At 60.6% G+C, this 13,654-nt stretch carries 17 protein-coding genes; 10 read left to right on the forward strand and 7 right to left on the reverse strand.

The window, feature by feature from the left end; all coding sequences use genetic code 11:
- Window positions 1-4: 4 nt before the first annotated feature.
- Window positions 5-823: a MetQ/NlpA family ABC transporter substrate-binding protein gene (locus tag ACJ8HB_RS04385; protein ID WP_047568713.1), complete on the forward strand. Its 819-nt coding sequence runs from the start codon at window positions 5-7 to the stop codon at window positions 821-823.
- Window positions 824-858: 35 nt separating this feature from the next.
- Here the strand turns inward: ACJ8HB_RS04385 and ACJ8HB_RS04390 are convergent, their stop codons facing one another.
- Window positions 859-1,503 carry a TetR/AcrR family transcriptional regulator gene (locus ACJ8HB_RS04390; protein WP_033637579.1) on the reverse strand — a complete coding sequence of 215 codons (645 nt, stop codon included), beginning with the start codon at window positions 1,501-1,503 and terminating at the stop codon, window positions 859-861.
- Between the two features lie 176 nt (window positions 1,504-1,679).
- Between ACJ8HB_RS04390 and bhsA (ACJ8HB_RS04395) the strand changes: the two genes are divergently transcribed.
- The 3 genes from bhsA (ACJ8HB_RS04395) (at window position 1,680) to dapF (ending at window position 3,378) form a co-directional block, all read left to right on the forward strand.
- The gene (gene bhsA, locus ACJ8HB_RS04395) at window positions 1,680-1,937 is read left to right on the forward strand and encodes a multiple stress resistance protein BhsA (protein WP_033637578.1); all 258 of its coding nucleotides are present in this window, start codon (window positions 1,680-1,682) and stop codon (window positions 1,935-1,937) included.
- Between the two features lie 193 nt (window positions 1,938-2,130).
- Window positions 2,131-2,388, forward strand: coding sequence for a multiple stress resistance protein BhsA (gene bhsA / locus ACJ8HB_RS04400; protein WP_004939517.1), 258 nt, complete (start codon window positions 2,131-2,133; stop codon window positions 2,386-2,388).
- Between the two features lie 114 nt (window positions 2,389-2,502).
- A complete protein-coding gene (gene dapF, locus ACJ8HB_RS04405) occupies window positions 2,503-3,378 on the forward strand; it encodes a diaminopimelate epimerase (protein WP_047568715.1) in 876 nt (291 codons plus the stop codon).
- Here the strand turns inward: dapF and ACJ8HB_RS04410 are convergent.
- Together ACJ8HB_RS04410 and ACJ8HB_RS04415 are read right to left on the reverse strand one after the other, a co-directional pair.
- Complete coding sequence (locus ACJ8HB_RS04410; protein WP_047568717.1) at window positions 3,353-4,651, reverse strand: SLC13 family permease; 1,299 nt, start codon at window positions 4,649-4,651, stop codon at window positions 3,353-3,355. The two genes, dapF and ACJ8HB_RS04410, sit on opposite strands and share 26 nt — an antisense overlap.
- Window positions 4,652-4,735: 84 nt before the next feature.
- Complete coding sequence (locus ACJ8HB_RS04415; protein ID WP_094859696.1) at window positions 4,736-5,641, reverse strand: bifunctional helix-turn-helix transcriptional regulator/GNAT family N-acetyltransferase; 906 nt, start codon at window positions 5,639-5,641, stop codon at window positions 4,736-4,738.
- A 481-nt stretch (window positions 5,642-6,122) separates the two neighbouring features.
- On the opposite strand from ACJ8HB_RS04415, the gene ACJ8HB_RS04420 reads away from it, so the two are divergent.
- The 5 genes from ACJ8HB_RS04420 (at window position 6,123) to ACJ8HB_RS04440 (ending at window position 10,400) form a co-directional block, all read left to right on the forward strand.
- Window positions 6,123-6,794, forward strand: coding sequence for a CsgG/HfaB family protein (locus tag ACJ8HB_RS04420; protein ID WP_033647014.1), 672 nt, complete (start codon window positions 6,123-6,125; stop codon window positions 6,792-6,794).
- 18 nt (window positions 6,795-6,812) lie between these two features.
- Window positions 6,813-7,169 carry a DUF4810 domain-containing protein gene (locus tag ACJ8HB_RS04425; protein WP_033637573.1) on the forward strand — a complete coding sequence of 119 codons (357 nt, stop codon included), beginning with the start codon at window positions 6,813-6,815 and terminating at the stop codon, window positions 7,167-7,169.
- Window positions 7,166-7,822 (forward strand): DUF799 domain-containing protein, encoded by a 657-nt coding sequence (locus ACJ8HB_RS04430; protein ID WP_094859695.1) that lies wholly within the window; start codon window positions 7,166-7,168, stop codon window positions 7,820-7,822. Before ACJ8HB_RS04425 ends, ACJ8HB_RS04430 begins: the two co-directional genes overlap by 4 nt.
- 118 nt (window positions 7,823-7,940) lie before the next feature.
- Entirely contained in the window at window positions 7,941-9,431 is a 1,491-nt protein-coding gene (gene amyA / locus ACJ8HB_RS04435) for an alpha-amylase (RefSeq protein WP_047568718.1), read from the forward strand.
- A gap of 120 nt (window positions 9,432-9,551) precedes the next feature.
- Entirely contained in the window at window positions 9,552-10,400 is an 849-nt protein-coding gene (locus ACJ8HB_RS04440) for a PA4780 family RIO1-like protein kinase (protein ID WP_033637570.1), read from the forward strand.
- 9 nt (window positions 10,401-10,409) lie between these two features.
- On the opposite strand, the gene ACJ8HB_RS04445 is transcribed toward ACJ8HB_RS04440, so the two are convergent.
- The gene (locus ACJ8HB_RS04445; protein ID WP_033647021.1) at window positions 10,410-10,628 is read right to left on the reverse strand and encodes a DUF7661 family protein; all 219 of its coding nucleotides are present in this window, start codon (window positions 10,626-10,628) and stop codon (window positions 10,410-10,412) included.
- 69 nt (window positions 10,629-10,697) lie between these two features.
- Here ACJ8HB_RS04445 and ACJ8HB_RS04450 point away from each other — a divergent pair, with 69 nt between their 5' ends.
- Window positions 10,698-11,525, forward strand: coding sequence for an AraC family transcriptional regulator (locus tag ACJ8HB_RS04450; RefSeq protein ID WP_047568720.1), 828 nt, complete (start codon window positions 10,698-10,700; stop codon window positions 11,523-11,525).
- On the opposite strand, the gene ACJ8HB_RS04455 is transcribed toward ACJ8HB_RS04450, so the two are convergent.
- The 3 genes from ACJ8HB_RS04455 to lsrG form a co-directional block, all read right to left on the reverse strand.
- Entirely contained in the window at window positions 11,501-12,091 is a 591-nt protein-coding gene (locus ACJ8HB_RS04455) for a LysE family translocator (RefSeq protein WP_047568721.1), read from the reverse strand. The two genes, ACJ8HB_RS04450 and ACJ8HB_RS04455, sit on opposite strands and share 25 nt — an antisense overlap.
- Window positions 12,092-12,174: 83 nt before the next feature.
- On the reverse strand, window positions 12,175-13,080 hold the full coding sequence (locus tag ACJ8HB_RS04460; RefSeq protein WP_033647025.1) for an EamA family transporter: 906 nt from the start codon (window positions 13,078-13,080) through the stop codon (window positions 12,175-12,177).
- Window positions 13,081-13,167: 87 nt separating this feature from the next.
- A complete protein-coding gene (gene lsrG, locus ACJ8HB_RS04465; RefSeq protein WP_004939559.1) occupies window positions 13,168-13,461 on the reverse strand; it encodes a (4S)-4-hydroxy-5-phosphonooxypentane-2,3-dione isomerase in 294 nt (97 codons plus the stop codon).
- Window positions 13,462-13,654: the final 193 nt, after the last annotated feature.

Raw genomic sequence — 13,654 nt, forward strand, 5'->3', positions numbered from 1 at the left:
GATGATGAAAAAGCACCTACTGATGTTGGCTTTCGCCTCCGTCGCCACCCTCGCCTCTTTTGGCGCCGCCGCGGCGACCAAGCTGGTGGTCGGCGCCTCCAACGTGCCGCACGCCGAGATCCTCGAACAGGCCAAGCCGATACTGGCGAAGGAAGGCATCGATCTGCAGATCAAGCGCTTCCAGGACTACATCCTGCCGAACACCGCCTTGGCCAGCCGCGACATCGACGCCAACTACTTCCAGCACGTGCCTTACCTGAACTCGGTGCTGAAAGACCACGCCGACGACAAGAGCTACGACTTCGTCAGCGCCGGCGCGATCCATATTGAGCCTATCGGCATCTACTCGAAGAAGTACAAGAGCCTGAAAGATCTGCCGGAAAACGGCAAAATCATCATGCGCGACGCGGTGGCGGAAGAAGGCCGCATCCTGTCTATTTTTGAACGGGAAGGCGTGATCAAGCTGAAGCCGGGGGTGAGCAAAGTGGACGCGCGCATCACCGACGTGGTGGAAAACCCGAAACACCTGAAATTCCAGGCCAACGTTGAGGGCGCGCTGCTGCCGCAGATGTACAACAACGACGAAGGTGATGCGGTGGTGATCAACGCCAACTACGCCATCGACGCCGGGCTGAACCCGACCAAAGATCCGATCGCGGTCGAAAGCGGCGAAAACAACCCGTACGCCAACATCATCACCGTGCACCAGGCCGACGTGAACAAGCCGGAGATCGTGGCGCTGGTGAAGGTGCTGCACTCCAAACCGATTCAGGACTTTATCCGCGAGAAATATCAGGGCGCGGTGATCCCGGTCAATCAATAATCGGTTACACGGCCCGGTAAAAGCCGGGCCGGTTGTTACACCTTATTGCCGATCTGGCTGAGCCGCGGCCACACCAGCATCAACGCCTCCAGCAACCGCAGCAGATCGCTCCGGCTTGCCCCTTCGCGCGCCTGCACCGACATGCCTTCAATGGTGCAAATCACGTATTTCGCCAGCAGCGTGGTGTCGGTTTTCGCCAGCAGTTCGCCCTGCTGCACCTTGCGATCGAAGCAGGCCTTCAGCGCCGCTTCCTGCGCATGATGTTTCCTGCGCAGCATCTGGGCGACGTCGTCGGACGCGGACGACAGCGCGGCCGAGGCGCACACCATAAAGCAGCCTGACGGCGTATCGGGGTCGGTAAACACTTCGACGGAAGAGCGCACGTAGGCCTCGACGATCTCGGCCACCGGCAGATCCTGCTCCAACAGTTGGTTGGTGCAGGTGGTGTATTTTTGCAGATAGCGTTCCACCGCCGCGCGGAACATTCCTTCCTTGTTGCCGAATTCCGCATACAGCGTCGGCGCCTTGGCGCCGGTCACTTCCACCAGATCGGCCAGCGAGGTGGCTTCATAACCGTGCCGCCAGAACAGATCGAGCGCGCTTTCCAGCGCCCGGTCGCGATCAAATTGTTTCGGTCTGCCGCGGCTTTTCTTGCCGCAAACCTCTTCATTGATGCTCATCGTTCCTCTCCTATCCCGCTCCACGGCAGGGTTAGCACAAATAAATTAACGATCATTATAAAAAAATATTGCGCCTTCGTCGAGAACCGATTAGCATTTAGTTATCGATCGTTAAGATAATTTAGCGAAGCGGATTAAAACCCTCTATTCACCGTTATCGGAAAGGAATTAACATTATGAAAAACTTAAAATTAACCTTAGCAGCTCTCACTCTGGCCAGCGTTTCCTTCGGCAGCTTCGCCGCCGATTTAGTCCAGAACCAACCGGCAGACCAGCAGAAAGTGGGCGTCATCACCGTCAGCGGCGCGTCCGATCTGACCTCGCTGGAAAGCAGCCTGGCCGCCAAAGCCGATCAGGCGGGTGCCAAATCCTTCCGCATCATCGGCGCCGGTGGTAACAACCAGCTGCATGGAACCGCAGAAATCTATCAATAACAAGACATTAAACCAGCGGATCGCGAGAAATTCTGCTCCCGACGCCAGGGCATCAAAAAAAATTAATTAACGAGCATTAAAAAAATACTTGCAATCCGTCAAACCGGCATCTAACATTAAATTATCGATCGTTAATTAATTTAACGACCTTACAAAACAAACATCGTAAAGAACATAGATAGGAAATAAGACCATGAAAAACCTGAAAATGACCATCGCCGCCATCGCACTGGCCTCCGTCTCCTTCGGCAGCTTCGCCGCCGAACTGGTCAACGCTCAACCGGCCGATCTGCAAAAAGCCGGCGTCGTTACCGTCAGCGGTGCTTCCGACCTGAGCAGCCTAGAAAACAAACTGGCGGCCAAAGCCGACGCGGCCGGCGCCAAATCCTTCCAGATCATCGCCACCACCGGCGACAACAAACTGCACGGTACCGCGATCATCTACAATTAATTGCCACACCGGCAATCGCGCAAAAGGGCGGCTCAGGTCGCCTTTTGTTTGTTTTGACGCCAACGTTCTGTTGTAAGCTGTAGCAACCTTTTTTTTGCTGAGCCGAGCAACGACATGACTCCCCTGCTGTTTCATAAATATCACGGCCTGGGCAACGACTACCTGGTATGCCACCGTTCGGTCGCCGATCGTCTGAGCCAGGAACAGATCCGCCTGCTGTGCCACCCGCATTACGGCATCGGTTCCGACGGCCTGCTGATCGACAGCGGCGACGCCGTCAATCCCACCCTGCGCATCATCAACCCGGACGGCTCCGAAGCGGAGAAAAGCGGCAACGGCCTGCGTATCTACGCGCGGTATCTGTTCGACAGCGAGCGCGTGGGGCATCAGCCGTTTCTGGTGCACACCGCCGGCGGCGACGTGCGTTGCCAAGTGGCGGAAGACGCGCATCAGATAACCGTGGAGATGGGGCGCGCCAATTTCAGCCCGGCGGCGCTGCCGGCCTTGATCGATCTGCCGGAGGCGCTGAACTATCCCCTGCCCCTGAGGGAGGAGACATTAAGCGTTTCGCTGGTGTCGATGGGCAACCCGCACTGCGTGGTGCCGGTGGAGAAACTTGATCTGGCGCAGGTGCATCGGCTCGGACCGCAGATTGAACGCCATCCGCTGTTCCCGAAACGCACCAATGTACAACTGGTGGAAGTGGTCGATCGCCAGACGCTGCGCATCGGCATCTGGGAGCGCGGCGCCGGTTTTACCCTCGCCTCCGGCAGCAGCAGCTGCGCCGCCGCCAGCGTGATGCGCAAGTTGGGACGAGTCGGCGATCGGGTTAGCGTGCGGATGCCTGGCGGCGAACTGCAGATTGCCTTCAGCGGCGATTTTCAGGTCAGCATGCGCGGACCGGTGCATAAAATCGCCACCCTGACGCTGGACGAAGATTGTTTTGCCGGCGGCGCGGGGCTGTTTACGGGATCCACCCCAGCAGTCTGAACCACAGATAGTCCAACGGCACCAGCAGCGCAAAGCTGAGCGCGGCCAACAGCAGGCACAGCTTCAGCCCTTCGCGCGCCGGCACTTTGCCCATCCCCATCGCCACCACGATCGGCGAAGCCTGATACGGCAGCAGCGGCGTGGCGTAACCGATCACCTGGGTCATCAGCACCGTCAGCAGCGGCAGGCCGCTGCCCGCGGACAGCGCCTGCGCCAGCGGGGTAAACAGCGCCGGCACGCCGTTGGCGGTCACCACGAAATTCAGCAACGCGGTGATCCCCACCAGCGAACCGAATGCGGTGAACGGTTTGCCGTGCAGATCCGGCATCATCGCCAGCAGCGCACCGCCCAACCGATCGCCAAGCCCCGAGTGGCTGACCAGCGCCGTCAGCCCCAGGATCCCCGCCACGTAGATGCAGGTGCGCACGTTAACCCCGGCGGCGAACTGCTCGCCGTTGAGAAACCCGATACGCGGCAACAGGCACAAGCAGGCCGCCGCCAACCCGATCCAGGCGGGAGCGATGCCGTGCCAGCTGTCGGTCATCCACAGCAACACCGTGGCGCCCAACAGCGCGATCAGCCGCCATTCGGCGGCGCTGAGCGGGGTTTGCGCCGCCTCGGCCGCCACCGGCTGCGGCCGCGCACGGAACAGGCCGCAGATGCACAGCGTCAGCAGTGCGCCTTTGGCGATCCCGAGCACCGGGGCGTGCAACAGCAGGTAAGAGAGATAAGCGAAGTGGCTGCCGTAGGCGCTTTCCGCCGCGCCGCTCATCACCAGGTTGGGCACATTGGCCGGCAGGATGCTGGCGGAGAGCTGGAAGGTGCCGAACCCCACCGCCAGCGCCAAACCGATGCGGCCGCGCGAGCCCTCCGCCAGACCGGCGCGATCGGCCAACGCCATGACGATCGGCATCAGCAGCGTAATGCGCCCCATGTTGGAAGGCATGACAAACGCCAGCGCATAGCTTATCGCCACCACGCCGCCCACCAGGCGCGGCCAGGAGCCGGCCAGGTGCGGCAAGAGTCGGTTGGCCAGGCGATCCGCCAAGCCGGTGCTGCGTATGGCGGTGCCCAGCACGAAACCGCTGAGCACCAGCCAGAATGCGGAAGACGCGAAACCGGAAAAGGTCACTGCGGCGGGCGCCAGCTGCAACACCATCACCGCCGCGAAGAACAGCAGCGCGACCAGATACTCCGGTAAGCGGGCGCTGGCCCATAGCGCGATGACCACCAGCGTGACCAGCGCGGACAGCGCCATCGGATCCCCCAACATAGTTTCCTCCCTGATAAAACGTTGTGATTGTTATCAAACGGTTAACAGGGTGGCACAAGGCGCGGGCGCTAACCTTGAAACCGCTCACATATCGTCGTTCTTCAGATTTTTCAGCATGCACACGTTGCAGCCGTGATGGCCGGTGTTGCCGCGCCGTTCCGTCAACAGGGTGAACCCCAGCGCGTAGTACAGCCCGATCGCCTCTTTCAACTGTTCGGTGGTTTCCAGGTAGCAGTAGCGATACCCCGCCGCCCGCGCCGCCTTCAGCGCCTGCACCACCATATAGCGCGCCATGCCCAGCCCGCGCGCGCCGGGCTTGAAGAACAGTTTCTGCAGCTCGCAATAGCCGGGCTCTTCGCCCGCCAGCGGCGCCATGCCGACGCCCCCCACCACCTGCCCGTCCCGCTCCAGCACCCAGTAGTGGCCGCCGTTGTCGCGATACAGACCGGTCAGCCGATCGAGATCCGGATCGTGCAGGCTGACGCCTTCCATCTTGTCCATGCCGTACTCGCGAAACACGTCGCGAATGATCGCCGCCATCGCCGCATCGTCGCGCGCGGCAATCGGCCGCACCCGCAGGTTGGCGTCGCGCTGTTTGCGCGCGCTGCGCAGCGCCGCAGTCATCTTTTTCATCACCGCCGTGGTACTCGCCAGCTCATCGTCGTCCAATTGCGCCAGCGCCGCCTGCATAAAACCGTCGGCGTCGCTCTCGATGCCGGCCAGCGCCTTGCCGCCCTTTTTACTCAGCCGATGCAGGTTGTGCCGCTTGTCATCCGGATGATCCACCGTTTCTATCACGCCGGCGGCCACCAGGCTGCGCAGCGCCCGGCTGGCGCTGGCCTTGTCGATGCAAAGCCGGGCCGCCAGCTCGGTGACGCCCAGCGGCTGCTCGCTGGCTTCGATCATCAGATGGATCTGCAGCGGCGAAAAGCGCGAGCCGTTGCTCTGCTTGTTCAACATGCCGAATTCTCTGACCAAACTACGCGCCAATGCTCTGAAATCCCTGATGTTCACAATTGATATCCCCGATTAGCTGCCGATGAAAAATGACACTTAGTTGATAGTGTTACCTAATTTTCACTACCTTAACGGATCATCAAGCCGCCATGAACCCCGGCATAACACAGGAGTTGATGCAAAACGTAACATTACGCAATACAACAAACTGATTAGTTAAAATATTTCAGGATTAATGGCCATATGTTTGCGATTAAAAAGACAATCACCCAGACAAAAAATGCACAATCGTGGAAAACGCTGTGATGACAAGAGAAAATCGATACTAATTCATTGTATTCCAATAGGTTACAATAATGTTAATAACGACATTAATGCCGATATCTTGTTGTAATTTGTTACATATTCATGGCAGGATCGCGGCGTTTCCATAACGGCGACAACGTTCGTTATGTCAACGTCGGGCGCGGGTTGCTCCCGCGCTGTTTTATGCTCATGGAGAGATCGCATGCCAATGAAAAAATCACTCGCCGTCTGTTCCGTTGCCCTTTCCGTCACTTTGCTGGCGGGCTGCGCGACCGAATCCTCCCGCTCTTTGGAAGTGCCGAAAGTGGCTTCCTACAACACCACTTATCAGGGCCCACGCAGCCCTATCGCCGTCGGCAAATTCGACAACCGATCCAGCTACATGAACGGCATCTTCTCCGATGGCGTCGATCGGCTGGGCAATCAGTCCAAGACTATCCTGATCACACATTTGCAGCAGACTGGCCGTTTCAACGTGCTGGATCGCGCCAACATGGAAGAGTTGAAAACTGAAGCCGGCATTAAAGGGAAGGCGCAAACGCTGAAAGGCGCCAACTATGTGATTACCGGCGATGTCACCGAATTCGGCCGTAAAGAAGTCGGCGATCATCAGCTGTGGGGGATTTTGGGCCGTGGTAAATCACAGGTCGCTTACGCCAAAGTCAATCTGAACGTCGTAAACGTACAGACCTCAGAAGTCGTCTATTCCGCTCAGGGCGCCGGGGAATACGAACTGTCCAATCGCGAAATCATCGGTTTCGGGGGCACCGCCAGCTACGACTCCACCCTCAACGGCAAGGTGCTGGATCTGGCCGTGCGTGAAGCCGTCAATAACCTGGTCACCGGTATCGAAAACGGCGCATGGCGCCCTGCTAACTAACGGAATAGAAGCAGAAAGATGATAACTAAAAAAATGGGCGGGGCGCTGTTTGCAGCGACCCTGCTGGCCGGCTGCGCCGCGCCGAAAACGCTTTACAATTGGGATGGCTACCAGACTTCTCTCTATCAATACTACCAGCAGGAGGGGCAAAGCCCTGAGCAGCAGATCGCCACGCTGAAAGAGATCGTCGAGAAATCCCGCGCCAAGGATAAAGCCGTACCGCCAGGTCTGCATGCGCAGCTGGGGCTGCTGTACAGCAAAATCGGCAACGACGGACAAGCCATGAATGAATTCAACACGGAAAAAACGCTGTTCCCGGAGTCGGCGCCGTTTATGAATTTCCTGATGGCCAGGGATAAAGGGAGCTTTAAATGAAACGTGTACTCACTTTCCTCGCCGTTGCCGCCACCCTGTTGCTAAGCAGCTGTGCCAAGCAGACGCCTTATGATTATGCGGCGTTCCATGAGAGCAAGCCGAAGTCGATCCTGGTCTTGCCGCCGGTTAACCAGTCGCCGGACGTCAAAGCCAGCCACAGCGTGCTCGCCAGCGCCACCTTGCCGCTGGCCGAGGCCGGTTACTATGTGTTGCCGGTCGCTGTAGTGGAGGAAACCTTCCTGCAAAACGGCCTAACCAACGCCAACGACATCCGCGCCGTCAGTCCGAAAAAACTGCACCAGATTTTCGGCGCCGACACCGTGCTGTACCTGGATGTCACGCAATACGGCACCAGCTACATGGTGATCAGCAGCGAAACCCGCGTTACCGTAGCCGCTCGTCTGGTCGATCTGCGCAACGGCAAACAGCTGTGGGCCGGCACCGCCACCGCATCCAGCAACGAAGGCAACAACAACTCCGGTGGCCTGCTGGGCATGGTGATCAGCGCCGCGATTTCGCAAATCGCCGATACCATCAGCGACAAAGGATTTGATGTTGGCGCCATCGCCAACACCCGCCTGCTATCGGCGACAGGTCAGAACGGCGCCATTCTTTATGGCCCACGCTCACCTCATTACGCCAGCCAGCGTTAAGCCGTCTCTCGGGCGGCCTTCTCGGGTCGCCTATGCCAAACTTGTCCCTTTTGCCAAAAGTAGCCCATGCTTTAACGGCAACTGCTCCTCTCCTTCTGGCTAACCGGGACGCTGGCTCATGACGAAAAAAACCACCCTGCTGCAATTCTTCCACTGGTACTACCCCGACGGCGGCAAACTGTGGCAGGAGGCCGCCGAGCGCGCGCCGCACCTCGCCGAACTGGGCATCACCGATCTGTGGCTGCCGCCCGCCTGCAAGGGCGCTTCCGGCGGCTACTCCGTCGGCTACGATACTTACGATCTGTTCGATCTCGGCGAGTTTGACCAGAAAGGCAGCGTGGCCACCAAATACGGCGACAAGGCGGCGCTCGAACACGCCGCCAATACGCTGCGCGAACACGGCGTGGGGGTGCTCTACGACGTGGTGTTCAACCACAAGCTCGGCGCGGACGAGAAAGAACAGGTACACGTGTTCAAGGTGGACGCCAACAACCGCAACGACATCGACGACCAGGGCTTCGACGCGCTGGCCTACACCCGCTTCACCTTTCCCGGCCGCCAGGGCGTGCATTCCGAGTTTATCTGGGATTACAAATGCTTCAGCGGCGTCGACTACGTTGAGCAGCCGGACGACAAAGGGGTGTTCAAAATCGCCAACGACTATGGCGACGACGGCTGGAACGATCAGGTCGACGACGAAAAGGGCAACTACGACTATCTGATGGGCGCCGACGTGGAGTTCCGCAATACCGCCGTGACGGAGGAGCTCAAATACTGGGGGCGCTGGCTGTTGGAAAGCCTGCCGTGCGACGGCTTCCGCCTGGACGCCGCCAAACACATTCCCGCCTGGTTCTTCAAAGAGTGGGCGGATCACGTGCGCGACAGCGCGCAGCGCGACCTGCTGATCGTTGCCGAATACTGGTCGCACGATCTGAGCGCGCTGCAGCAATACATCGAGTTGGTGGACGGCAAGGTGATGCTGTTCGACGTGGCGCTGCACCTGAAGTTTCATCAGGCGTCGAAACAGGGCGACGGCTTCGACATGGCGCAAATCTTCACCGATACCCTGACCGCCGCCGATCCGGCCCACGCGGTGACGCTGGTCGCCAACCACGACACCCAGCCGCTGCAGTCGCTGGAAGCGCCGGTGGAACCCTGGTTCAAACCGCTGGCCTACGCGCTGATCCTGCTGCGCGAACAGGGCGTGCCCTGCGTGTTTTATCCCGACCTGTATGGCGCCAGCTACCGCGACAAGGGGCGCGACGGCGGCGAGTACCAGATTGATATGCCGGCGATCCCGGAGCTGGAGAAGCTGATCGCCGCCCGCCAGCGTTTCGCCAACGGCCCGCAAACCGACTACTTCGACGACAGCCACTGCGTGGCCTTCAGCCGCGCCGGCACCGCCGAGGCCCCCGGCTGCGTGGTGGTGCTGACCAACGGCGGCGAAAGCGGCAAAACCGTCGCGCTGGGGGCCGATCTGGCGCACACCGCCTGGCGCGATTTCCTCGGCAACCGTCAGGAGGAAATCACCACCGACGACCAGGGCAGCGCCCATTTCCCGGTCAACGCCGGCAGCGTCAGCGTCTGGGTACCGGCCGCCAGCCTGTAAGCGCCCGCCGCCGCGCAATGATGCAGCGGCGGCAAAACTAATGTTTGCCTTTCGGGTCTAACTTACGCTATCAACTGCGCAAGCCATTCACACCGGAGCCTAAATAGGGTACAAGGCTGCATGAAAATTCCAAAACGACTCCAGCCGCTGGTTGATGACGGATTAATCGACGACGTCATCCGCCGGTTGAAAAGCGGCAAAGAAGCCGACGTGTTTATCGTGCGCTGCGGCGATGAGATCCGCTGCGCCAAAGTGTACAAAGAGGCCGAGAAGCGCAACTTCAAGCAGGCCGTTCACTATCAGGAAGGGCGCAAGGTGCGCAACAGCCGCGACGCGCGCGCCATGAGCAAAGGCTCCAAATTCGGCCGCCAGCAACAGGAAGAAGCCTGGCAAAACACCGAAGTGGACGCGCTGTATCTGCTGGCCAAGGCCGGGGTGCGGGTACCGCAGCCGGATATCTGCCTGGACGGCGTGCTGTTGATGGAGCTGATCACCGACGAAGAAGGCCTGGTGGCGCCGCGCCTGAGCGATGTCATCCTGACGCCGGAACAGGCGCGCGCCGATCACGCCCTGATGATGAACTACGCGGTGCGCATGCTGTGCGCCGGCCTGGTCCACGGCGACCTGTCGGAATTCAACGTGCTGATGGATAAAGACGGGCCGGTGATCATCGATCTGCCGCAGGTGGTGGACGCCGCCGCCAACAACCACGCCAAAAGCATGTTCGAGCGCGATATCGGCAATCTGGCGGAATATTATGGCCAGTTCGCGCCGGAGCTGCGCGATAGCCAATACGCCAAAGAGATTTGGGCGCTGTATCAGGAAGGCAACCTGACGCCGGACAGCGTCCTCAGCGGCCGGTTCAGCGAAACCCTGAAACGCGCCGACGTCGGCTCGGTGCTGGAAGAGATCCAGGCCGCCGGCGAGGAGCATCAACGCCGCATGATGGCGCGCAACGCGGAAGAGTAACGCGCCGCGCTATTCGACGCGAAACACCTCCGGCCGCTGCAGCGTCGCCGCCTCGTGATAAATATCCCCCAGATAGCCGGCGATCTCCTCTTCGCGCAGGTCGGCCGGCAGCACGATATCGTAGCTGGGAGCATATTTGCGCTCCGGCAGCGTCACGCGGAACAGCCGCCATTCATCCCCGATGCGCTTCACGCCCAGCAGACGGCCGAATACGTTAAAAATCATCATCCGCCATTCCCCCTCTCGTCGCTTTCAGGCTATAACACTGTGATGCCACCGCAGTGAAAAGGAAAGCGTATGAGTGAAAAAACGCCGCAGTTCTGGCGCGATCCGCAGTTGCCGTTCGTCGAAGCCCGCGCCATCGCGGATGGCCGCCAGGTGTGCTACAGCCTGCACAGCCACGAATTCTTTTCCATCGGCGCCATCACCGGCGGCGTCAGCACCTATGTCAACGGCGAGCGGCGCATGCAGGTCAGCGCCGGCGATTTGGTTGTCATCAACCCGCAGCAGGCGCATGCCTGCAACCCCATCGCCGATCGGCGTTGGTCGTACATCATGTTCTATCTCGATCTCGCCTGGCTCGGCGCGCTGCAGCAGGAGCTGCTCGGCGGCGACGGCGACCGTTTTGTTCCGTTCAGCCAGCCGCTGAGCCGCGATCCGGCGCTGTTCCACGGCCTGAACCGGCTTTATGCGCTGCTGACGGATCCGCTGTGCAGCGCGCTGGAAAAACAGATCGCCATGGTGGAGTATTTCAGCGCCCTGCAGCTCGGGCTGGGCGATGCCCGCCAACCGGAGACACCGCCGCATACCCGACTGGAAGCGGCGGCGGCGTTTATCGACGCGCACTGCACCCGGCCGCTGACGCTGGACGACATTTGCCGCGCCGCCGCGCTGTCCCCTTCTTACCTGATCCGCGCCTTCCGCCAGCGTTACGGCATGACGCCGCACGCCTATCTGGTCAACCGCCGCGTGCAGCACGGCCATCGGCTGTTGAAAAGCGGCCTGCCGATCGCCGCGGCCGCCAGCGAAAGCGGCTTTGCCGATCAGGCACACTTCCAGCGCACCTTCAAACAGCTGCTGGCCGCCACGCCCGGCCAGTATCAAAAACCCTCCGCCAGCAGATAGCAGGCGCTGGTCGCCAGCAACGCCGCCATTGCGCGGTTGAAACGCCGCACGTTGCGCGCCTGCCTGAGCAGGCCGCGCAGCATCGCGCCGACATAGGCCCAGCAGGCCACCGAGGCATAGCAAATCACGAAGTAGAGCCCGGCGAACTGCCACAGCAGCCGGATGTCGCCGTCGCCGACAAAGGCGCCGAGGCTGGCCACCGACGCCAGCCACGCCTTGGGGTTCAGCCATTGCATCAGCGCGCCGTAGCGGCAGGAAGGCGCCCGCGCCGCGCCGCTGCCCAACCTGCCGTCGTCAAACGCCAACCGATAGGCCATAAACAGCAGGAAAGCCACGCCGGCCCACTGAATCAAGCGGGTCAGCGCCGGCCACAGGATCAGCAGCTGGTGCATGCCCAATCCCAGCAGCACCAGCAACAGGGTAAACCCCAGCGTGGCGCCGAACACGTGGCGCTGGGCCGCGCCAAAGCCGAATTGCGCCCCGGCGCTCAATGCGACGATGTTGACCGGGCCGGGGGTGATGGAGGCCGCCAGCGCAAACGCGGCCATGGAAAGGTAGATATTCATGATGGTCACCTGAGAAAGTATTCACAGGCGCCAGAATGCCGACCGCCGTCGACAAGGTATTGAACAGAATTGCCCTGTTCGGTTTAACGCGCGATCGCCGCCCGGCGGCGCGGCAGCCCGAAGGTGTTGACCGCCATGCCGCCCAGCACCAGCAATGCGCCGCCGAACTGCGCCGGCGACAGCGCTTCGTCCAGCAGCAGCCAGGCGGCGAACAGCCCGACCAGCGGCACCAGCAGCGTCAGCGGCGCAACGCGCCAGGTTTCATAACGCCCCAGCAGGCTGCCCCACACCGAATAACCGAACAGCGTGGCGGCAAACGCCAGGTAGGCAACCGCCAGCCAGGTGCCGACCTGCACATGGCCCAGGCTGCTCAGCACCGCCTGCGGGCCGTCGAACAGCCAGCTGCAGGCCAGGAACGGCACGACCGGGATCGGCGCGCTCCACACCACCAGCGACAAAATGTTGCGCTGCGGGAAACCGGCCAGGATCTTCTTGTTGGTCAGGTTGCCCAGCGCCCAGGAAAACGCCGCCGCCAGCGTCAGCAGCAGGCCCGCCAGGGGGACCGCGCCGCTGCCCGGCTTATGCAGGCTGGCCTGCGCCAGCACCAGCATGCCGCCGCTGGCGATAGCGATACCGACGAAATGGTTGACGCGCAGCTTTTCGCCCATCAGCACGACACCCAACAGCAGGGTGAAGAACACCTGCGCCTGCAGCACCAGCGAAGCCAGCCCCGCCGGCATGCCCACCTTGATGGCGACAAACAGGAAGGCAAACTGCGCGAAGCTCATGGTCATGCCGTACAGCAGCAGCCATTTCCACGGGATCGTCGGGCGCGGGATAAAGAAGATCGCCGGCAACGCCACCAGCAAAAAACGCATCCCGGCCAGCAGAAACGGCGGCATGCCCTGTAAACCGAACTTGATCACGACGAAATTCACGCCCCAGATCACCACCACCAACAGCGCCAACAGCCGATCGCGCAATGTCATCCTCGCCCCGCTTATCCCATTGAAAATTCGCTTTAGCTTGCAGGTTACAACCAAACCGGGCGTATGGACACCGGCAAACGCCGGCGATTATTCCGGCATCAGGCCGATAAAGGTGGTCTTCTTGCGCGGGCCGGTCATCAGCGCTTCCAGCTTCTCCACGCACTGCAGGTAGTGCGGGGTCTGCTTGTGCGCCGCCACCGCCTGCTCGTCGCGATAGGCTTCGTAGATGTAAAACCGCGTCGGAATCTGTTCGTCCTGCAGCACGTCGAAGCGCAGGTTGCCCGGCTCTTCGATTGCACCCAGGTGATTGGCGCGGAAAACATCGATAAATTCGTCGATTTTGTCTTGTTTAACGTTGATCTCAACCAATGTGACGTGCATGACAGCTCCTTGTTTGAACGGCGCGCCGTAGCATGGCGCTTTCCAACCATAGGTTTATTCCCGTCGATTGCCCTGCCGCAACGGCAATTTTGCCGCCTGGCTCACAAATCGCACCGGCGACGCCCACTCCTCCCCCGGCGGGGTAAGGCGGCGGCATCTATAGTTAACACTCCTCCCCCTGAGAGCATAGGCT

This window comes from Serratia sp. CY27727, assembly GCF_052169275.1.
GTDB classification, from domain to species: domain Bacteria; phylum Pseudomonadota; class Gammaproteobacteria; order Enterobacterales; family Enterobacteriaceae; genus Serratia; species Serratia sarumanii.

Bases quoted from the DNA above. Each gene is read 5' to 3' on its own strand.
- ACJ8HB_RS04460 (WP_033647025.1), bottom strand. From the start codon at position 13,080: ATGACATTGCGCGATCGGCTGTTGGCGCTGTTGGTGGTGGTGATCTGG.
- amyA (WP_047568718.1), top strand. From the start codon at position 7,941: ATGACGAAAAAAACCACCCTGCTGCAATTCTTCCACTGGTACTACCCC.
- ACJ8HB_RS04410 (WP_047568717.1), bottom strand. From the start codon at position 4,651: ATGTTGGGGGATCCGATGGCGCTGTCCGCGCTGGTCACGCTGGTGGTC.
- ACJ8HB_RS04455 (WP_047568721.1), bottom strand. From the start codon at position 12,091: ATGAATATCTACCTTTCCATGGCCGCGTTTGCGCTGGCGGCCTCCATC.
- ACJ8HB_RS04420 (WP_033647014.1), top strand. From the start codon at position 6,123: ATGAAAAAATCACTCGCCGTCTGTTCCGTTGCCCTTTCCGTCACTTTG.
- dapF (WP_047568715.1), top strand. From the start codon at position 2,503: ATGACTCCCCTGCTGTTTCATAAATATCACGGCCTGGGCAACGACTAC.
- ACJ8HB_RS04385 (WP_047568713.1), top strand. From the start codon at position 5: ATGAAAAAGCACCTACTGATGTTGGCTTTCGCCTCCGTCGCCACCCTC.
- ACJ8HB_RS04450 (WP_047568720.1), top strand. From the start codon at position 10,698: ATGAGTGAAAAAACGCCGCAGTTCTGGCGCGATCCGCAGTTGCCGTTC.
- ACJ8HB_RS04445 (WP_033647021.1), bottom strand. From the start codon at position 10,628: ATGATGATTTTTAACGTATTCGGCCGTCTGCTGGGCGTGAAGCGCATC.
- lsrG (WP_004939559.1), bottom strand. From the start codon at position 13,461: ATGCACGTCACATTGGTTGAGATCAACGTTAAACAAGACAAAATCGAC.
- ACJ8HB_RS04430 (WP_094859695.1), top strand. From the start codon at position 7,166: ATGAAACGTGTACTCACTTTCCTCGCCGTTGCCGCCACCCTGTTGCTA.
- ACJ8HB_RS04440 (WP_033637570.1), top strand. From the start codon at position 9,552: ATGAAAATTCCAAAACGACTCCAGCCGCTGGTTGATGACGGATTAATC.
- bhsA (WP_033637578.1), top strand. From the start codon at position 1,680: ATGAAAAACTTAAAATTAACCTTAGCAGCTCTCACTCTGGCCAGCGTT.
- ACJ8HB_RS04390 (WP_033637579.1), bottom strand. From the start codon at position 1,503: ATGAGCATCAATGAAGAGGTTTGCGGCAAGAAAAGCCGCGGCAGACCG.
- ACJ8HB_RS04425 (WP_033637573.1), top strand. From the start codon at position 6,813: ATGATAACTAAAAAAATGGGCGGGGCGCTGTTTGCAGCGACCCTGCTG.
- bhsA (WP_004939517.1), top strand. From the start codon at position 2,131: ATGAAAAACCTGAAAATGACCATCGCCGCCATCGCACTGGCCTCCGTC.